Raw genomic sequence first — 19289 nt, 5'->3', positions numbered from 1 at the left:
GCAGCGGAATGTCGAGACGGGGCCTGCTGGAATGCAATTTCGGCGGCGGTCCCGGTGTGATTACTGCCAGTCACCGATCAATTTCTGCCACCTGAAATGAACTTCGCGGGTTGCGGGTTTCACCCAACAGGAACGCACAGGGAAGAGCAGGAACCGACATGAAGAACTTCACCATCGCCACCACCACCACCGCCGCACTCGCCGCAGGATTCTTCGCACTGGCCGCACCCGCCGCCGCGGCACCCGCCGGCGGTGACGCCACGGACACCATCGCCGCACTCGAAGCCCAGGGCAACCGGGTCATCGTCCACCGGCTCTCGGATACGCCGCTCGCGCAGGCCGACGTCGTCAGCATCAGCCCGGGCGCCGACATCCGGTCCACCGTGCAGGATCACGCCAACGACCGCACGTATCAGAACACGATCACGGGCAAGGTCTACTACGTGAATATTCGCTGACCCTGTGGTGGGGCCGAAATTGCATTCCAGCAGGCGAAAGCCGGCCGAAGGCCTGCTGGAATGCAAGTTCGGCGAAGAAAGATCCACCGCGAGTGAAGACCCAAAGGGGCACCTCCTACTCCCCCCGCTGGAGGTGCCCCTTTGCTCTGCCATGACAGCAGCAGATCATCAGGGAATGAGGTGCAGCCGCCTCGCCTTGGACACCGACTCGTAGCGGGTCCGGGTCCCGAGTTTCGTTGCCGCACTGCGCAGATAACTCTTGACGGTCTCTGGCTTGAGCGAAAGCCGCTGCGCCGCCTCGGCGTTCGTACATCCCAGCGCCACCTGCGCCAGCACGTCGAGCTCGCGCGGAGCCAGCGTCGCGGCGCCCGGCCCGGCGCCGGGTTCGGTGCCGGTTCCGCTGAGGGTGTCCGCCAGTGCCCGCAACCGGTCTTGCAGCGGCGGCGGGGCGGTGACGGCGAGCAATCGCAGCTCGGCGTGCACCTCCCGAATCTGCTCGTCGCTGACCTGACCGCCGGCCGACTGCGCGTCCCGCATCCTCAGCCGTCGGTCCACCTCATCACGGATGCGGAACTCCTCGCTCAGACGACGTGCCGATTCCACCACGAGGTCGGCAGCCCGCCCACCGAACGGGGCGCCCGTGCGGTACGCGCCGTAGAGCATCGCCCGGGCCTGCCCGTCGACGAGCACCGGCACCGCCAGCACCGACCGGATGCCCTCCGAGAGCACCGGGCCGTCATAGTCGTGGGTGATCGACGAGGCGTTGCGGTAATCGGCGACAGCCAGCGGCCGACCGGCCACCATACTGGCGCCGCCGAGTCCTGAGCTCGAACGCACCGCCAACCCCCGCAGCCCCGCGGTGCGCAGCCCGTAATACTCGCTGATCAGCAGCGTGTCCTCGTGGATCTCACCGCCGAACAGCACCGGCACACCGCCGAGGGCCGCCACCCGCCGCAGTTCCGCGCGCAGCGCATCGCCGTCCCGGGGGCGGAGCAGCGGCGAGGCGGCCGACATCGGCAGTACCCACTTTCGGGGGTGGTGGACGGACAACTGTGACCTGGATCCTATTAGGCATGGCGACCAACACCGATCTCTTTCGCAGCGCCCGCGACCACCTGGTCGACGTGATGGCCGACTACGACAAGGCGCTCGACACCTTCGAGTGGCCTCGGATCGCCGGGTCGTTCAACTGGGCCACCGACTGGTTCGACGCGATCGCCGCAGACCCGGCGTCCGCCGACCGTCCGGCGCTGTGGATCGTCGAGGAGGACGGCCGTGAGCAGAAGGTCACCTTCGCCCAGATGGCGCACCGCTCCGACCAGGTCGCGACCTGGCTGCAGGGTCTCGGCGTCGGCAAGGGTGACCGCGTCATCCTGATGCTCGGCAATCAGGTGGAGCTGTGGGAGTCGATGCTCGCCGTCGCCAAGCTCGGCGCGGTGATCATGCCGACGACCGGAGCCCTCGGTTCCGAAGACCTCGCCGACCGGATCCGGCGCGGCGGCGCGGGCTACGTCATCGCGAATGCGGCCGACGCGCCGAAGTTCGACGGCGTCGACGGCGACTACGTCCGCATCGCCGTCGGGGGCGGCGCAGACGGCTGGCACACCTACGCCGACTCCGCCCACGCCGACGCCCACACCCACGACCCGCAGACCACCGCCGGCGACCCGCTGCTGGTCTACTTCACCTCCGGCACCACCAGCAAGCCCAAACTCGTCGAGCACTCCCAGATCAGCTATCCGGTCGGGCACATGACGACCATGGCGTGGCTCGGCGTGCGGCCCGGCGACGTCCATCTGGCGATCAGCGCGCCCGGCTGGGCCAAACACGCGTGGAGCTGCTTCTTCGCGCCGTGGATCGCGGAAGCGACGATCTTCGTCTACAACTACGGACGCTTCCAGGCACCGGCCCTGCTGGACCAGATCCGGCGCGCCGGGGTGAACACGTTCTGCGCGCCGCCGACGGTGTGGCGCATGCTGATCCAGTCCGACCTCGGCGAGCGCCCCGAAGGTCTGCGCGAACTGCTCGGCGCCGGCGAGCCGCTCAATCCCGAGGTGATCAGCGCGGTCGAACAGGCATGGGGGCTCACGATCCGCGACGGGTTCGGCCAGACCGAGACGACGCTGCAGATCGGCAACACCCCCGGCCAGCCCGTCAAGGCCGGCTCGATGGGTCGCCCAATGCCCGGCGTGCCTGTCGTGCTGGTGGATCCGCTGACCGGAGAGCTCGCCGACGAAGGTGAAATCTGCCTCGATCTGAGCCAGACCCCGCTGAACCTGATGACCGGCTACCTCGGCGACGACGAACGCAACGCCCAGGTGATGCGCGACGGCTACTACCACACGGGCGACGTCGTCGGCCGCGACGCCGACGGCTACATCACCTACATCGGACGCACCGACGACGTCTTCAAGTCCTCGGACTACAAGGTGTCTCCGTTCGAGTTGGAGAGCGTGCTCATCGAGCATCCCGCGGTCGTCGAAGCCGCCGTGGTCCCCCAGCCCGACGACACCCGCCTGGCCGTGCCGAAGGCCTACATCGCGCTGGCCGACGGATGGTCGGCCGACGAGAGCACCGCCAAGGCGATCCTCGAGCACTCGCGCGACCATCTCGCCCCGTACCTGAAGGTGCGGCGGCTGGAGTTCGCCGACCTGCCCAAGACCATCTCGGGCAAGATCCGCCGTGTCGAACTGCGTCGCCGCGAGGAGGACGCGCACCGCTCCGGTGCGCCGATCGAATCCGAGTACCGCTACGAGGATCTGGTGAACTGATGACCGGCTCCTACGACGCCGGCCCGACCGATGTCGCGATCCTCGAAGAGACGATCGGCGCGAACTTCGCGCGCATCGCCCGGACCCATCCCGGGCGCGATGCACTCGTCGACGTCGCGGGCGGACGCCGCTGGACCTACGCCGAACTCGATGCCGAGATCGACACTGTCGCCAGGGGTCTGATGGCGATCGGTGTCGAGCGCGGCGACCGGGTCGGTATCTGGGCCCCGAACTGCCCCGAGTGGGTGATCGTGCAGTACGCGACCGCGAAGATCGGCGCGATCCTGGTGAACATCAACCCCGCCTACCGCACCCACGAGTTGCGCTACGTGCTCGAGCAGTCCGGGGTGGCGACGCTGATCTCGGCCACACAGTTCAAGACCTCGGATTACGTCGCGATGGTCGACGAGGTGCGACCGGATGTTCCTGCGCTGCAACGTGTGTTGTTCATCGGCACCGCCGACTGGGACACCCTGCGAGCCGCCGGGTCCGGTGTGGACGACGCCGACCTGCGACGCCGCAGCGGCGCACTGTCCAACCGCGACCCGATCAACATCCAGTACACCTCGGGCACAACGGGTTTCCCCAAGGGCGCGACGCTGTCGCACCGCAACATCCTCAACAACGGCTTCTTCGTCACCGAGCAGATCCGCCTGCAGCCCGGGGACCGGTTGTGCATTCCGGTGCCGTTCTATCACTGCTTCGGCATGGTGATGGGGAATCTGGGCTGCACGACCCATGGCGCGACGATCGTCATCCCCGCGCCGGCATTCGATCCCGGCCTGACCCTGCGTGCGATCGAAACCGAAAGGTGCACGGCCGTTTACGGCGTGCCCACGATGTTCATCGCCATGCAGAACCACCCCGACTTCGCCGAACGCGACCTGTCGACCCTGCGCACCGGGATCATGGCGGGTGCCGTGTGCCCGGTCGAGGTCATGAAGCGCTGCGTCGAGGAGATGCACCTGACCGAGATGTCCATCGCGTACGGGATGACCGAGACCTCCCCGGTGTCCTGCCAGACCCTCATCGACGACGACCTGGAGCGCCGCACGTCGACGATCGGCCGCGTCCACCCTCACGTCGAGATCAAGATCGTCGACCCGGAGACCGGCGAGATCGTCGAGCGGGGAACACCCGGGGAATTCTGCACGCGCGGCTACTCGGTGATGCTGGGCTACTGGCGCGAGGACGAGAAAACCGCCCAGGCGATCGATGCCGACGGTTGGATGCACACCGGGGATCTGGCGGTGATGCGTCCCGACGGTTACTGCAACATCGTCGGCCGGATCAAGGACGTGGTGATCCGCGGCGGCGAGAACATCTATCCCCGTGAGATCGAGGAGTTCCTCTACACCCACCCCGATATCGAGGACGCACACGTGATCGGTGTTCCCGACGAGCGCTACGGCGAAGAGGTGTGTGCGTGGATCCGGATGCGCCCGGGGCGCGAGGCGTTGGACGCCGCGGCGGTGCGGGAATTCGCGACGAACAGGCTCGCCCACTACAAGATCCCGCGGTACGTGCACGTGGTCGACGAGTTCCCGATGACGGTGACGGGCAAGATCCGCAAGGTCGAGATGCGGGAGGTCAGCGCCCGGCTTCTCGGGTTGTGAACGCAGAGAAAAGGGGCGCCCCCACCACAAGGGCGCCCCTTTGTCCGCGCGTCTACACCACCCGCAGCGGTGGTGCCAGCGTGCGCGATTGGTAGGACGGGTGCCTGCGCATGGCCTCCTGGTACTCCCGCGAACGGCGGTCCGGAACCTGCCAAGCCGGGTGGGTGTCGAGTCGAACAACAACGGCGCCTGGTTTCGTCGTCATCATCAACGCCCCTCTCTTGAACTGGACTTGTCCTCTAAGAGTGCTGGCCGCACCTGAGCGTGAACGTCAGAGGAGGCCGTGAAGTTGATAAGAAATGCCCGCCCCCGCATCGACTTAAACGTCAGTCGCCGCTCCGCAGAGTCAGCACGCTGATATCCGGCGGGGCGCCGATCCGCAACGGCGGACCCCAGAAACCGGCCCCGCGGGTCACATACAGCTGGGTGTCCCCGACGCGGGACAGTCCCGCGAGCGTCGGCTGGGCCAGCTCCACCGCGTAGTGGAAAGGCCACATCTGGCCACCGTGCGTGTGACCCGACAACTGCAGGTCGACCCCGCGGTCGGCCGCCTTCTCGACCTCGATCGGCTGGTGGGCCAACAGCACGGTCGGGCCCCGCGCGCCCGCCCCGGCCAGGGCACGGTCGAAGTCGGGCGGATCGGACCGGGACTCCCCGGCGATGTCGTTGACCCCGGCCAGGTGCAGCCCGGCGCCACCGCGCGTGAGCAGGGTGTTCTCGTTGCTCAACACGTCGAGCCCGAACCGTTCCAGCTCACGCAGCCACGCCGGTGTGTCGTCGACGAAGTACTCGTGGTTGCCGGTCACGAAGAAGGCACCCTCGGGGGCCACCAGGTCCTGCAACGGTTCGGCGGCGGCACCCAGCTCCTCGACCGTGCCGTCGACGAGATCACCGACCACGGCCACGAGATCGGGTTCGGCCTCGTTGATCATCCGGACGATGCGTTCGGTGTGCGCACGCCCGAGCAACGGGCCGAGGTGGATGTCGGAGACCACCGCGATGCGGAAGCCGTCGAACGCCGGCGCCAACCGGGACAAGCGGACCGGCACGCGCAGCACATCGGGCGGCCCGAGAGCGCGCGCGGCCCCGAAGCCGGTCAGCCCGACCGCCGCGGCACCGGCGGTCACCGCGGCGGTGCGGGCGAGGAACACTCGGCGATCGACGGCCGGCGCCGTCTCGGGGTCAGCCGTCTCGGCGTCGGCAGGTGCGGGTGTGGGAGCGGGGCGGGTCCAGCGCCGCAGCACCAGCCGCACCGGTTCCAGCGCCAGCAGCACCAGGAACAGGTAGACCAGAACGCCGAACCACAGATACCCCGGCCAGGCGATCCACCGCGATTCGGGGACGCCGACCGTCCGGGGCACCACCAGCGCCGCGACGAGCATCAGCATCAGCACCACGAGGGCGGCGCTCGACCACCGCCGGGCACGCCCCTGCGAGGTGTCTTTGACCGTCCTCTTCCAGACGTAGAAGTGCATCAACGCCAGCACCGAGCCCAGAACGACAAGAAACAACGGGGAGCCCTTCAGCAGGTTCGGCAGTTCCTCCACCCTAGTTCGACGCGCAGGATGCTGAGTCACACAGGAAACTCTGACCTCATCCGTCACCGCGTGGCTCCCCGATCGAAGCGCGCCGATCGCTTAATCTGCGCAGACGATGGCGACCTTACGCACCACCCTGCTGCGCGCATCCGCGCTGGTCACAGCTTCGATGCTGGTACTGGCGCCGGTCGCTGCCGCCCAACCGGCGCCCGCTGCCGACCCGTGCCCCTACCGGGTCACCACCCCGCCCGCCGTCGACGCGTCCGAGGTCCCCAAGCCGGGCGACCCGACACCCGGCCCGCTTCCCGTGCCCGCCAAACCGATGGGTGGCGACGCGCTGTCGGGATGCGGTGTCATCACCGCACCGGGCACCCCGCCGGTCCCGGGCGACGTGTCCGCCGAGGCCTGGCTCGTCGCCGACCTCGACAGCGGAGACGTCATCGCCGCCCGCGATCCGCACGGCAGGCACCGCCCCGCCAGCATCATCAAGGTGCTGACCGCGATGCAGGCGCTGCGGGACCTCCCGCTGATGAAGACGGTGCCCGGCACCCCCGAGGACGCCGCACAGGAAGGCACCAAGGTCGGCGTCGGCGAAGGCGGCGTGTACACGGTCAACGACCTGCTGCACGGCCTGTTGATGTACTCCGGCAACGACGCCGCACACGCGCTGGCCATGCAGATGGGCGGTATGGACACCGCGCTGAACAAGATCAACGTGCTGGCCCAGAAGCTGGGCGCCCGCGACACCCGCGTGGCGACCCCGTCGGGTCTCGACGGTCCGGGCATGAGCACGTCGGTCTACGACATGGGCCTGTTCTACCGGTACGCGTGGCACAACCCGGTGTTCGCCGACATCGTCGCGACCCGCGCCACCCAGTTCCCCGGACGCGAGGGTGCCGGTTACCCGATCGAGAACGACAACAAGCTGCTCGCGAACTACCCCGGCGCGCTCGGCGGCAAGACCGGCTACACCGACGACGCCGGACAGACGTTCGTCGGCGCCGCCGAACGCGACGGCCGCCGCCTGGTCGCGGTGCTGATGCGCGGGACGCGGCAGCCGATCGCGCCGTGGGAACAGGCCGCGCGCCTGCTCGACTACGGTTTCGCGACCGCGCCGGGCACCAAGGTGGGCACCCTGATCGAACCCGACCCGTCGCTCGGCGTCGACCGGGCCGACCCCGCCGTGGCGGCCCTGACCAAGACGAACGCCAACGCCAACGCGGTGCTGCCCGACGTCGACGCGATGCCGGTACGGATCGGTGTCGGCGTGATCGGTGCGGTCATCGTGCTGACGCTGATCATGGGCGCCCGCGCGCTGAACCGCCGTCCGGCGCGTTAGCGGCGTCAGCGGCGGCGCCGCGACAGACTGAGCGCACCGATCGCTCCCACGGCCGCCGCGGTGAGACCCTGCCAGATCTGCAGGCCGGGCCGCGCGATGACGCGGTTGTTGATCACCGCCGGTGGGGGCGCGGGGATCTCGTTCTCGCGCATGTTCTCCGGCGTCGTGGCCGCCCAGCACGTCGAGAACAGGATCAGCCGAGAAGTGATGTAGGCGAACACCATCAGGCCGAGCACAGGCCCGAACGTCGCCCCGGCGGGGCCGGTGAGCACCGACCGCAGGTAGATCGAGGCCACCAACTTGAACACCTCGAAAGCCAACGCCGCGATCAGCCCCGCACGCACACTGCTGCGGAAACCCACCCGCTCCCGGGGCAGTCGGGCGATGATCCAGGTGAACAACAGCCACGACACCAGCACCGACACCGTGATCGAGGACGCCCGCAGCACCACGGTGAGCACCGGGGAATCGGGAAAACCGATCCGGGTCAAGATGTTCTCGACGAGCGACGAGTTGCCGAGTGCCGACAACGCAAGGGTGACGATGATCGCGACGAACGTGGTCAACAGCGCCACCAGATCCGACAGCTTGGTCTTGACGAAGCCGGGAGTCTCGCCGCGGAACAGCCCCCACATCTGGCTCAGCGCCTCGCGCAGGTTGGCCATCCACCCCAGTCCGGCCCAGGCGGCGGTCGCCAGACCGATCAGGCCCACGGCGCCGCGCGATTCGATCGCCGAATCCATCAACGTGACGAGCTGCTGACCCAGGTCGCCGCTGAACGTCGACCGGATGCGCTCCTCCACGTCCTGCAGCAGCTCGGGCTGGTTGGCCAGCACGAAACCGGCGACCGAGAAGCCGAGCATCAGCAGCGGAAACAACGCGAAGATCGTGAAATAGGTGATTCCGGCGGCATAGAAGTCGCCCTTGGAGTCCTTGTAGCGCTCCTGGGCGCGCATGACGTGGTCGAACCACGGCCGGCGTGCCCGCTGCCGGTCCAGGAATCCGGGCTTGTCCTCGGGGTCGGCCGTCGCGGACTGCGTCGTCATCCGACCCCCTCTGTGGCTGCGATCCCGGCTATCGCGACGCCAGGAACCCTAGCCGGTCATATACCCGTCGCAACGTCTGTCCAGACACCTCGCGGGCACGCTCGGCGCCGCGGGCCAACACCGCCTCCAGTTCGGCGGGGTCACCGAGCAGGTCGTCGACCGTGGACTTGATCGGCGTCACGAACTCGACCACCGCCTCGGCGGTCTCCTTCTTCAGATCGCCGTAGCCGCGACCCGCGTAGCCCTCGACGAGCTTGTCGATGTCGGTCCCCGTCACCGCCGACTGGATGGTGAGCAGGTTCGACACCCCGGGCTTGGCCTCCCGGTCGAAACGGATCTCGCGCTCGCTGTCGGTGACCGCCGACCGAATCTTCTTGGCGGTCTTGGCCGGGTCGTCGAGAAGGCTGATCAGGCCCGCATCGCTCTCGGCGCTCTTGCTCATCTTCGCCGTCGGGTCCTGCAGATCGAAGATCTTCGCGGTCGCCTTCGGGATCATCGCCTCCGGCACCACGAACGTGTCCGGGAACCGCGCGTTGATGCGCTGTGCCACATCGCGTGCCAGCTCGAGGTGCTGTCGCTGATCCTCCCCGACCGGCACCAGTTCGGTGTCGTACAACAGCACGTCGGCCGCCATCAGCACCGGGTAGGTGAACAGTCCGACCGTGGTGGCCTCGGCGCCCTGCTTCTGCGACTTGTCCTTGAACTGCGTCATCCGCGAGGCCTGCCCGAAGCCCGTGAAACACCCCAGCACCCAAGCCAATTCGGCGTGGCTCGGTACATGGCTCTGCACGAAGACGGTCGCGCGGGACGGATCGATGCCCAGGGCCAGGTACTGGGCTGCGGTCACGAGGGTGCGCCTGCGCAGCGTCGCGGGATCCTGCGCGACCGTGATCGCGTGCAGATCGACGACGCAGAAGTACGCGTCGTACCCGTCCTGCAGGCTCACCCACTGACTGACGGCTCCCAGCGCGTTGCCCAGGTGCAGGGAGTCGGACGTGGGTTGCGCGCCCGAGAAGACGACGGGCCTGGTGGTGTTGCTCATGGTGACACCCATCTTCTCAGAAGCGATGTCCCCGCCGATCGCGTCCCGCCCGGCTACCATGCGCCGAACACTTTCCGCTGCGTCAGGAGAGCCGTGCGTCCACTGTCGGTAAGCCTCGCCATGCTCGTGGTCGCGTCGTTCTTCGGCGCCGGAAGCGCCCACGCCGCACCACAACCCGCGGGCCGCGCCGTCGTCGTCGTCTCGGGTGGGAATGCGACCAGCCCGTTCACCACGCCCGAGCAGGCGTGCGCGTCGGGGCTGGCAGCCGGCAACACCGACACCGCCCTACGTCAGGATCTGCTCGACCACGGCTACCGGGTCTTCACCTCCCCCGCGATGGCCGGGCGCGGACCGGTGGTCGATCAGGACGGCTTCGGCGCGTTCGGCGACTGCCCGATCACACTGCCCGAGATCATGACCGTCGACTCGACCGGCAGCATCGACACCGCCGGTGAGCATCTCGCCCGGTTCTTCACCCATCTCCACGACGTCTACGACGTCTCCGAACTCGACGTCGTCGGGCACTCGATGGGTGGGCTGTATTCACGCGCCGCGTTCCGGGTGTTGCAGAGCCTCGGCTCGCCGATCCGGATCCGGTCGCTGACCACGATCGGAACCCCGTGGCAGGGCACCTACCTGTCCGACTACGCCCACGGCCTCACCCCGAAGTCGGACTGCCTCGGCGACGGCTTCTGCGAAGCAGCGATGGACGACCTGAAAGCCGAGGTCGACCGGCTGGTCGCCGGGTCGGGCCGCGAGGTCAACCAGGCCTATCTGATGGGCCCCGGAGGCTGGAACGAATACCAGGCCGGCGTCCTCGACGACATCCCGGTCACCCTCATCGCCGGAAACCGCTTCACCGCACCGTCGGAGCCGGCCAATCCGTCGGTGTGGCCCAACGACGGCCTCGTCGCCACGTCGAGCGCGTTGGCCGTCGACGTCAGCGAGCGCGTGTTCCTGCCCCGGCGTCAGTGCTTCACATTCGACGACACGCACAGCATCTTCGTCTCCGACGCCGCGGGCCTGCCCTGGGAGACCGGGCTGACGTGGGATCCGCGGGTGCACGACGTGGTCCGCGGCGCGATCGACGGCACGCTGGACGAGCGGCTTGGGTGTAGTTCGTCACGCTTACGCTGACGAACTACACCGAAATCACGCGTAGTGGACCGTGACCGGGCAGTGGTCCGACCAGCGCAGCGCGTAGGCGGCGGGCCGTTCGGTGAGCACCGAGGTGGCGCGCGCGGCCAGGCCCGGCGTGGCGAGGTGATAGTCGATCCGCCATCCCGCGTCGTTGTCGAACGCCTTGCCGCGCCAGGACCACCACGCGTACGGCCCCGCGACGTCGGGATGGGCCTGCCGGACCACATCCACCCACCCGGTGCCGAGCACCTCGGTGAGCCACTGCCGTTCCTGCGGCAGGAAACCCGCCTTCTTGACGTTGCCCTTCCAGTTCTTGATGTCGTTCTCGGTGTGGGCGATGTTCCAGTCGCCGCACAGCACCGACTCGTGCCCGTCGACGACCGAACGCTGCAGCAACGCCGCCATCCGCGCCGCGACCGCGGCCATGAACCGCTCCTTCTCACGCTGGCGATCCGTCTCGGCCTCGCCGGTCGGGAAGTACACGCTGGCCACCGTGACGCCGGCGGTGTCGGCCTCCAGATATCGGCCGTGGGTGGCGAATTCCTCGGCGCCGCACCCGATCCGGAACTCGTCGATGGGTTCGCGTGACAGCACCGCCACCCCGTTGCGGCCCTTCATCGACGGCTCCGCAGACGCCAGATGCCAGCCGTCGGCCAGCACCGGGGCCAGCGCCTCGGCGAGCTGCGCGTCGTCGGCGCGGGTCTCCTGCAGACACACCACATCCGCGGCCGTCTCCTTGAACCACGGCAGCATGCCGAGGTTCTCCGGTGATCGCTGCTTGATCGCGGCGCGGATGCCGTTGACGTTGATCGTGCTTACCGTTACGGGACGCGTCACGGTCGCAGACCCTAACCGAATCCGGACACGGGCTTCTTGCGGTACCGCCGGTATCGCCATATCGTCGGCCCATGGCACCACGAGAGCCGATCCATCGCGGGACCGGGGAACCGATTGTTTTGCTGCACCCGTTCCTGTGTTCGCAGAACGTGTGGCGCACAGTGGCCGATCAGCTCGCCGACACCGAACGCTTCGAGGTGTTCGCGCCGACGATGGTCGGGCACCACGGCGGCCCGAAATCGCCCACCTGGCTGCTGCACACCGAAGTGCTCGTCGATGACATCGAGCACCGCATGGACCAGCTCGGATGGGATACCGCCCACATCGTCGGCAACTCCCTGGGCGGCTGGGTCGCCTTCGAGCTGGAACGCCGCGGACGTGCCCGCACGCTGACCGCGATCGCGCCTGCCGGCGGGTGGCCCCACCACTCGCTGTCGAAGTACGAGACTGTGCTGAAGTTCATCATGGGCGGACCCGCGCTGATCGCCGCCCGGTTGCTGGGTCCGCGGATCCTGAACGTGCCGGGCGCGCGCCGTCTCGCCACCCTTCCCGTCAGCGGACCTGCCGACGGCCCCTCCCAACGCGACCTGGCCGATCTCGTCGAGGACGCCACCCATTGCCACGCCTACCTCCAGCTGCTGGTCAAGACCCTGCGGATGCCCGGCCTGCTGGAACTCGCGGCGCTGGGCGCCCCGACCCAGCTGGTGCTGTGCGAGAAGGACCGCGTCTTCCCGACCCCGCGCGGCAATCGCTACTTCCTCACCCACCTTCCCGACGAGGCCCGGGTGGTCCGGCTCGACGGCGTCGGCCACATCCCGATGCTCGAAGCCCCGGGTGCGGTCACCGAGTTGATCGCCGATTTCGTCGACGACCACTCGGCCCCGTCCGGCAAAGCCATCGGCTGAGGTCAGCGCGTCGCCTCAGCCGCCGGTGGCAGTTCCCGACGCGGGTGAGATAGAGTTCGTCTCGGTCATGAGCGCCAGCGACAAGCCCCGGCTTGCTGGCCGGCAACCCTCCAACCGCGGTGGGGTGCCCCGGGAGACGACCAGGTTGAGTAGCCGAACACGGCTATAAGGCAAGCGCGGGTCCGCTGATGAAACGGGCCCCCTGTTTCACGGAGGACTTTCGATGACCGACCCCGATCTGACTGCTGGTTGGGCTTTTGAGACCAAGCAGGTGCACGCCGGCCAGACCCCCGACAGCGCGACGAACGCCCGGGCCCTGCCGATCTACCAGACCACCAGCTACACCTTCGACAGCACCGACCACGCCGCGGCCCTGTTCGGGCTGGCCGAGCCGGGCAACATCTACACCCGGATCATGAATCCGACCCAGGACGTGGTCGAGCAGCGCATCGCCGCGCTCGAAGGTGGTGTCGCGGCGCTGTTCCTGTCCTCGGGCCAGGCCGCCGAGACGTTAGCGATCCTGAACATCGCCGGCGCCGGAGACCACATCGTGTCGTCCCCGCGCCTCTACGGCGGCACCTACAACCTGTTTCACTACACGCTGCCCAAGCTGGGCATCGAGGTGTCGTTCGTCGAGGACCCCGACGACCTGGAGTCCTGGCGCGCGGCGTCGCGACCGAACACCAAGGCGTTCTTCGCCGAGACGATCTCGAACCCGAAGATCGATGTGCTCGACATTCCCGGTGTCTCGGGCGTCGCACACGACATCGGCGTGCCACTGATCGTCGACAACACCATCGCCACCCCGTACCTGATCCAGCCGCTGAGCCACGGCGCCGACATCGTCGTGCACTCGGCGACCAAGTACCTCGGCGGCCACGGCACCGCGATCGCCGGGGTGATCGTCGACGGAGGCACCTTCGACTGGACCGCCAGTGGCCGGTTCCCCGGCTTCACCGAGCCCGACCCGAGCTACCACGGCGTCGTGTTCGCCGAACTGGGCCCGCCGGCCTATGCGCTGAAGGCTCGCGTGCAGCTGCTGCGTGATCTGGGCAGCGCCGCCGCGCCGTTCAACGCGTTCCTCATCGCCCAGGGTCTGGAGACGCTGAGCCTGCGCATCGAGCGGCACGTGCAGAACGCACAGCGCGTCGCCGAGTTCCTGGAAGCCCATCCCGACGTGGTGTCGGTGAACTACGCCGGGCTGCCGTCCTCACCGTGGTATGGCCTCGGAAAGAAGCTGGCGCCCAAGGGAACCGGTGCGGTGCTCGCGTTCGAGCTGAGCGGTGGGATCGACGCGGGCAAGGCGTTCGTCAACGCGCTCTCGCTGCACAGCCATGTCGCCAACATCGGCGATGTGCGCTCGCTGGTGATCCATCCCGCGTCCACGACCCATCAGCAGCTCTCACCCGAGGAGCAGCTCGCCTCCGGCGTGACACCGGGGCTGGTCCGCCTGGCGGTCGGGATCGAGGGCATCGACGACATCCTCGCCGACCTCGAGTTGGGTTTCGCCGCCGCGAAACCCTCTGCCGCGGCCACCGATCCGAACGCCGTAGCGTCGTTCTGAGGGTTGTGACGTGACAATCGTGGACATCCTCTCCGAACGCGTCGCGCTGCCCCCCGAGGGTGAGATCGGCATCGTCGACATCGGCACGCTCACCCTGGAGAGCGGCGAGGTGATCGAGGACGCCTTCATCGCGGTGCAGCGCTGGGGCGAACTGTCGCCCGACCGGGACAACGTCGTGATGGTGCTGCACGCGCTGACCGGCGATTCCCACATCACCGGCCCCGCCGGGCCCGATCACCCGACGCCGGGCTGGTGGGACGGCGTCGCGGGCCCGGGCGCACCGATCGACACCGACACGTGGTGCGCGATCTCGACCAACGTCCTTGGCGGCTGCCGCGGCTCGATCGGGCCCAGCTCCACCGCGCCGGACGGAAAGGCTTGGGGCTCACGGTTTCCCGTGATCACGGTGCGCGATCAGGTGGCCGCCGACGTGGCCGCGCTCGCCCGCCTCGGCATCACCGAGGTGGCGGCGGTGATCGGCGGTTCGATGGGTGGCGCGCGGGCGCTGGAGTGGGCGGTGACCTATCCCGACAGCGTGCGTTCCGCACTGGTCCTCGCCGTGGGGGCGCGGGCGACCGCGGACCAGATCGGCACGCAGAGCACCCAGGTGGCGGCGATCAAGGCGGATCCGAACTGGGCCGGCGGCGACTACCACGACACCGGCCGCTCCCCCGATGCCGGACTCGAAATCGCCCGGCGCTTCGCGCATCTGACCTACCGCGGCGAGGCCGAGCTCGACGACCGCTTCGGCAACGACGCCCAGACCGGCGAAGACCCGACCACCGGCGGCCGGTACGCGGTGCAGAGCTACCTGGAGTATCAGGGTCGAAAGCTGTTGGCACGCTTCGACGCCGGCACCTACGTCCTGCTCACCGACGCGCTGTCGAGCCATGACGTGGGACGCGGACGCGGCGGCATCGCGGCCGCACTCGCCGGTTGCCCGGTGCCGACCGTCGTCGGCGGGATCACCTCCGACCGGTTGTATCCGTTGCGTCTGCAGGCGGAGCTGGCCGAGCTGCTGCCCGGCTGCGATGCGCTCGACGTCGTCGAATCCGCCTACGGGCACGACGGATTCCTCGTCGAGACCGACGCAGTCGGCAAGCTGATCAGGCGCACGCTCGACCTCGCGGGCAAATGAGCGCGCGGTGACCGCCGAATCCGACCGCCGCTCACTGTCGTTCGGTGCGGAGGCGGCCGCCTACGAGCGCGGCCGGCCGTCCTACCCGCCGGAGGCGATCGACTGGCTGCTCGCCGATTCAGGCTCACGCCGACTGGAGGTCCTCGATCTCGGGGCGGGTACCGGCAAGCTGACCACCCGGCTCGTCGAGCGTGGCCTCGACGTCGTCGCGGTCGACCCGATCCCCGAGATGCTGGACCTGCTGCGCACCTCGCTGCCCGACACCCCGGCGCTGCTGGGCACAGCCGAGGAGATCCCGCTGCCCGACGACAGCGTCGACGCGGTGCTGGTCGCCCAGGCGTGGCACTGGTTCGACGAGACCCGGGCGGTCAAGGAGATAGCGAGGGTGCTGCGACCCGGCGGCAGTCTCGGCCTGGTGTGGAACAACCGGGACGAACGGCTGGGCTGGGTCAAGGACCTCGGCGACATCATCGGCCACGAGGGCGACCCCTGGAGCCAGTCGGTGGAGCTGCCCGCACCGTTCACCGGCGTCGAGCGCCATCAGGTCGAGTGGACGAGTTACCTGACGCCGCAGGCATTGATCGATCTGGTCGCCTCGCGCTCGTACTGCATCACCTCGCCGGAACGCGTGCGTGCGCGCACGCTCGACCGGGTGCGGGAGCTGTTGACCACGCATCCGGCGCTGGCCAACAGCAGTGGGCTCGCACTGCCGTATGTGACGGTGTGTGTGCGGGCGACGCCGAGCTGAGGCCGGCTGTTTCTCGCGAGAGTGCGCTCACGGTCGTGATTGCGCGGATTTCACGACCCTGGCGTCACTCTCGCGAGACGACCGCCGACGGTCAGCTGGTGCCGAGCGGGTCGATCGTCCACGCGATGTAGAGCATTGCGGCGCTGACCGACGCGGTGGTGACGATGTCCACCGTGCGGGTGCGCACCGCGAGCAGCCCCACCCTGTCCTCGGGCAGCGCCGTCCGCAGCGCTGCCGCGACCGCGACGCCGATCGCCATAACGAGCGCGCCGCGTCGCCAGTAACCCGCCGCCACCAAAACGAAAGCCCCGGCGAGGAACAACCCGACCACCAGGATGGGCCACTGACCTGCGAACACCCTGTGGGCGAACCTCACGTTGTGAGAGCCTCGGCGCGCTCGACGACGTTGGTCAGCAGGAACGCGCGCGTCAGCGGCCCGACCCCACCCGGGTTCGGTGACACGTGCCCGGCGACGTCCCACACACCGGGGTGCACGTCGCCGACGAGCTTGCCCGCGTCGTCGCGGCTGACCCCGACGTCGACGACGGCCGCGCCGGGACGCACCATGTCGGCGGTCACCATGTGCGGCACCCCCGCGGCGGCGACGATGATGTCGGCCTCGCGGGTGATCTCCGGCAGGTGGCGGGTCGCGGTATGGCACAACGTGACCGTCGCGTTCTCGGAGCGGCGCGTCAGCAGCAGCCCGAGCGGACGTCCGACGGTCACTCCGCGGCCGAGCACGGCTACGTGCGCGCCGGCGATCTCGACCTCGAAGCGCCGCAGCAGGTGCACGATGCCGCGCGGGGTGCACGGCAGCGGAGCAGGCTCGTTGAGCACCAGCCGGCCCAGGTTGGTCGGGTGCAGCCCGTCGGCGTCCTTGGACGGGTCGATGCGCTCGAGTGCGGCGTTCTCGTTCAGGTGCTTGGGCAGCGGAAGCTGCACGATGTAGCCGGTGCACTCCGGGTTGGCGTTGAGCTCGTCGATCGTCTCGTCGAGGACGGCCTGGCTGATGTCGGCGGGCAGGTCGCGACGGATCGAGTTGATGCCGACCTTCGCGCAGTCGGCGTGCTTGCCGCGCACATAGGCGTGGGACCCGGGATCGTCTCCGACCAGCACCGTCGCCAGCCCGGGCGTCCTGCCGGCCGCAGTGAGACGCGCCACCCGTTCTCGAAGATCGACGAAGATCTCGTCGCGCGTGGCCTTGCCGTCCAAAGTAATCGCACCCACGCGCATCATTCTGACAGGGTCGCGTGCTTTCGATCCGGCCCCGTGGCAAGCTCGGCGACATGACAGTCCCACATGATGTGTTCAGTCCGGCCAAGCTCGGCCCGCTGACTCTGCGCAACCGCATCATCAAGGCCGCCACGTTCGAGGCGTCGACGCCCAACGCGCTGGTCACCGAGGACCTCATCACCTATCACCGGCTACCCGCCGCAGGTGGCGTCGGCATGACCACCGTCGCCTACTGCGCGGTGGCCCCCGGCGGACGCACCGACGGCTGGCAGCTCTGGATGCGCCCCGAGGCCGTGCCGGGACTGCGCCGGCTCACCGATGCCGTGCACGCCGAAGGCGCGGCGATCAGCGCTCAGATCGGTCATGCCGGACCTGTGGCGAACGCGCGCACCAACAAGGCCACGGCGCTGGCCCCGGTGCGGTTCTTCAACCCGCTGTCGATGCGGTTCGCCAGGAAGGCCACCGCCGACGACATCCGCGAGGTCACCGAGGCCCACGCCAACGCCGCCCGGTTGGCGATCGACTCCGGGTTCGACGCGGTCGAGATCCACCTCGGCCACAACTACCTGGCGAGCTCGTTCCTGTCGCCGCTGATCAATCGCCGCACCGACGAGTTCGGAGGGTCGCTGGCCAACCGCGCCAAGGTGGCCCGCGGCGCGGTGCTGGCGGTCAAGGAGGCGGTGGGCGACCGGATCGCGGTCACCGCGAAACTCAACATGTCCGACGGTGTCCGCGGCGGCATCTCGATCGAGGAGTCCCTGCAGACCGCGAAATGGCTGGAAGAAGACGGCGGTCTCGACGCCATCGAGCTGACAGCCGGCAGCTCACTGCTCAACCCGATGTTCCTGTTCCGCGGCGGTGCCCCGATCAAGGAGTTCGCCCGCAACTTCAAGCCGCCGCTGTCGTGGGGCATGCGGATGACCGGCAAGAAGTTCATGCGGGAGTACCCGTACGAAGAGGCCTACCTGATGCGCGACGCGAAGAAGTTCCGCGACGAGCTGACGCTGCCGATCATCCTGCTCGGCGGCATCACCAACCGCGAGACCATGGACCGCGCGATGGCCGAGGGCTTCGACTTCGTCGCGATGGGACGCGCGCTGCTCGCCGAACCCGACCTGCTGAACCGGATCAGGGCCGACAGCTCGGTGAAGTCGATCTGCGACCACTGCAACCTGTGCATGCCGACGATCTACAACCACACCTACTGCGTGCGTACCGGTTCGCCGTCCCCGGTCAGCTCGGGCAGATGAGCGCCCGCGCGCAGTCGGCGACGATGTCGTCGGCCGCCGCCGGGATGGATTGACGCGCCCTCAGATGACGCCGCACGATCGCGGCGGGAACATCCATGACCGCGGCCGCGACACGCCCGTGGTCCCCGGCGATCTCTGCGAGCACCTTACGGAGCTTGCGCTGCAAACGTTTCCGACGCCCTGCGACGGTGTCGGGCCACTCCCCCATGTCGAGCTGGTCGGGACCGGCGAGCAACACGTGGGCCTCGACCGGATTGTCGCGACACCACTGCACGGTGCGCAGCGCCCCGGCCACGCAGCGATTCTGCGGATCGCCGTCACCGGAGAGCGCCTCGAGCAACTCCTCCTGGAACCGCCCCTCGGTGCGCACCCACAGCTCCCCGCACAGCGCGGCCCTGGTGGGGAAACGGTGGTAGACCGAACCGCTGGGCGCGCCGGTATTGCGCGCCACCGCCGACATCGTCACTGCCGCAGGACCTTCGGCGGCAAGCAGTTCCGCGGCGGCATCGAGCAGGACATCGACGGTGTATCGGGCGGGCCGCGGCATTGCTCCACCCTAAAATAGCGATAGATCTCCAATAACCCTCGGACGCCGCCGATCGACCCCCGACCACCGACCCGCGTTCTGGCACGCTCGTTCCACTGCGGGTACCACCGCGCTATC

19 protein-coding genes and 1 riboswitch are annotated in these 19289 nt (G+C 68.6%); of the genes, 10 read left to right on the top strand and 9 right to left on the bottom strand.

The window, feature by feature from the left end:
- Positions 1 to 158: 158 nt before the first annotated feature.
- On the top strand, positions 159 to 458 hold the full coding sequence (locus DYE23_RS06630) for a hypothetical protein (RefSeq protein ID WP_115326811.1): 300 nt from the start codon (positions 159 to 161) through the stop codon (positions 456 to 458).
- Positions 459 to 626: 168 nt separating this feature from the next.
- Here DYE23_RS06630 and DYE23_RS06625 read toward each other — a convergent pair whose 3' ends face one another.
- Positions 627 to 1472 carry a LuxR C-terminal-related transcriptional regulator gene (locus DYE23_RS06625; RefSeq protein WP_013472624.1) on the bottom strand — a complete coding sequence of 282 codons (846 nt, stop codon included), beginning with the start codon at positions 1470 to 1472 and terminating at the stop codon, positions 627 to 629.
- A 59-nt stretch (positions 1473 to 1531) separates the two neighbouring features.
- On the opposite strand from DYE23_RS06625, the gene DYE23_RS06620 reads away from it, so the two are divergent.
- On the top strand, positions 1532 to 3229 hold the full coding sequence (locus DYE23_RS06620; protein ID WP_115326810.1) for an AMP-binding protein: 1698 nt from the start codon (positions 1532 to 1534) through the stop codon (positions 3227 to 3229).
- Positions 3229 to 4845 (top strand): AMP-binding protein, encoded by a 1617-nt coding sequence (locus tag DYE23_RS06615; protein ID WP_115326809.1) that lies wholly within the window; start codon positions 3229 to 3231, stop codon positions 4843 to 4845. The genes DYE23_RS06620 and DYE23_RS06615 overlap by 1 nt, the downstream gene beginning before the upstream one ends.
- Positions 4846 to 4897: 52 nt before the next feature.
- Here DYE23_RS06615 and DYE23_RS30790 read toward each other — a convergent pair whose 3' ends face one another.
- Positions 4898 to 5050, bottom strand: a complete 153-nt coding sequence (locus tag DYE23_RS30790; protein ID WP_172527718.1) for a hypothetical protein — start codon at positions 5048 to 5050, stop codon at positions 4898 to 4900.
- A gap of 121 nt (positions 5051 to 5171) precedes the next feature.
- Positions 5172 to 6356, bottom strand: coding sequence for a metallophosphoesterase (locus tag DYE23_RS06610; protein ID WP_115328880.1), 1185 nt, complete (start codon positions 6354 to 6356; stop codon positions 5172 to 5174).
- A gap of 142 nt (positions 6357 to 6498) precedes the next feature.
- Between DYE23_RS06610 and DYE23_RS06605 the strand changes: the two genes are divergently transcribed.
- The gene (locus DYE23_RS06605) at positions 6499 to 7722 is read left to right on the top strand and encodes a D-alanyl-D-alanine carboxypeptidase family protein (RefSeq protein ID WP_115326808.1); all 1224 of its coding nucleotides are present in this window, start codon (positions 6499 to 6501) and stop codon (positions 7720 to 7722) included.
- Positions 7723 to 7727: 5 nt separating this feature from the next.
- Here the strand turns inward: DYE23_RS06605 and yhjD are convergent, their stop codons facing one another.
- A complete protein-coding gene (gene yhjD, locus DYE23_RS06600; RefSeq protein ID WP_011895701.1) occupies positions 7728 to 8768 on the bottom strand; it encodes an inner membrane protein YhjD in 1041 nt (346 codons plus the stop codon).
- 28 nt (positions 8769 to 8796) lie between these two features.
- The gene (gene trpS / locus DYE23_RS06595) at positions 8797 to 9810 is read right to left on the bottom strand and encodes a tryptophan--tRNA ligase (protein WP_011895702.1); all 1014 of its coding nucleotides are present in this window, start codon (positions 9808 to 9810) and stop codon (positions 8797 to 8799) included.
- A gap of 93 nt (positions 9811 to 9903) precedes the next feature.
- On the opposite strand from trpS, the gene DYE23_RS06590 reads away from it, so the two are divergent.
- Entirely contained in the window at positions 9904 to 10947 is a 1044-nt protein-coding gene (locus DYE23_RS06590; RefSeq protein WP_115326807.1) for an esterase/lipase family protein, read from the top strand.
- Positions 10948 to 10962: 15 nt separating this feature from the next.
- Here the strand turns inward: DYE23_RS06590 and DYE23_RS06585 are convergent, their stop codons facing one another.
- The gene (locus tag DYE23_RS06585; protein WP_115326806.1) at positions 10963 to 11787 is read right to left on the bottom strand and encodes an exodeoxyribonuclease III; all 825 of its coding nucleotides are present in this window, start codon (positions 11785 to 11787) and stop codon (positions 10963 to 10965) included.
- Positions 11788 to 11858: 71 nt separating this feature from the next.
- On the opposite strand from DYE23_RS06585, the gene DYE23_RS06580 reads away from it, so the two are divergent.
- The 4 genes from DYE23_RS06580 (at position 11859) to DYE23_RS06565 (ending at position 16142) form a co-directional block, all read left to right on the top strand.
- The gene (locus tag DYE23_RS06580) at positions 11859 to 12692 is read left to right on the top strand and encodes an epoxide hydrolase EphH (RefSeq protein WP_115326805.1); all 834 of its coding nucleotides are present in this window, start codon (positions 11859 to 11861) and stop codon (positions 12690 to 12692) included.
- Between the two features lie 63 nt (positions 12693 to 12755).
- Positions 12756 to 12875: riboswitch (SAM riboswitch) on the top strand.
- A gap of 40 nt (positions 12876 to 12915) precedes the next feature.
- On the top strand, positions 12916 to 14256 hold the full coding sequence (locus tag DYE23_RS06575; protein WP_115326804.1) for a bifunctional o-acetylhomoserine/o-acetylserine sulfhydrylase: 1341 nt from the start codon (positions 12916 to 12918) through the stop codon (positions 14254 to 14256).
- Positions 14257 to 14266: 10 nt separating this feature from the next.
- Entirely contained in the window at positions 14267 to 15394 is a 1128-nt protein-coding gene (metX, locus tag DYE23_RS06570) for a homoserine O-acetyltransferase MetX (RefSeq protein ID WP_011895707.1), read from the top strand.
- 7 nt (positions 15395 to 15401) lie between these two features.
- Positions 15402 to 16142, top strand: coding sequence for a class I SAM-dependent methyltransferase (locus DYE23_RS06565; protein WP_115326803.1), 741 nt, complete (start codon positions 15402 to 15404; stop codon positions 16140 to 16142).
- 91 nt (positions 16143 to 16233) lie between these two features.
- On the opposite strand, the gene DYE23_RS06560 is transcribed toward DYE23_RS06565, so the two are convergent.
- Together DYE23_RS06560 and DYE23_RS06555 are read right to left on the bottom strand one after the other, a co-directional pair.
- Entirely contained in the window at positions 16234 to 16500 is a 267-nt protein-coding gene (locus DYE23_RS06560) for a DUF3017 domain-containing protein (RefSeq protein WP_235660340.1), read from the bottom strand.
- A 14-nt stretch (positions 16501 to 16514) separates the two neighbouring features.
- Complete coding sequence (locus DYE23_RS06555; protein ID WP_218566981.1) at positions 16515 to 17369, bottom strand: bifunctional methylenetetrahydrofolate dehydrogenase/methenyltetrahydrofolate cyclohydrolase; 855 nt, start codon at positions 17367 to 17369, stop codon at positions 16515 to 16517.
- Between the two features lie 59 nt (positions 17370 to 17428).
- Here DYE23_RS06555 and DYE23_RS06550 point away from each other — a divergent pair, with 59 nt between their 5' ends.
- Positions 17429 to 18625: an NADH:flavin oxidoreductase gene (locus DYE23_RS06550; protein ID WP_115326800.1), complete on the top strand. Its 1197-nt coding sequence runs from the start codon at positions 17429 to 17431 to the stop codon at positions 18623 to 18625.
- Here DYE23_RS06550 and DYE23_RS06545 read toward each other — a convergent pair.
- Complete coding sequence (locus DYE23_RS06545) at positions 18609 to 19172, bottom strand: TetR/AcrR family transcriptional regulator (RefSeq protein WP_115326799.1); 564 nt, start codon at positions 19170 to 19172, stop codon at positions 18609 to 18611. The genes DYE23_RS06550 and DYE23_RS06545 overlap by 17 nt on opposite strands.
- Between the last annotated feature and the right edge of the window lie 117 nt (positions 19173 to 19289).

The sequence above is a fragment of the Mycolicibacterium gilvum genome, assembly GCF_900454025.1.
Lineage (GTDB): Bacteria > Actinomycetota > Actinomycetes > Mycobacteriales > Mycobacteriaceae > Mycobacterium > Mycobacterium gilvum.
This window is presented reverse-complemented; position numbering and strand designations above follow the sequence as displayed.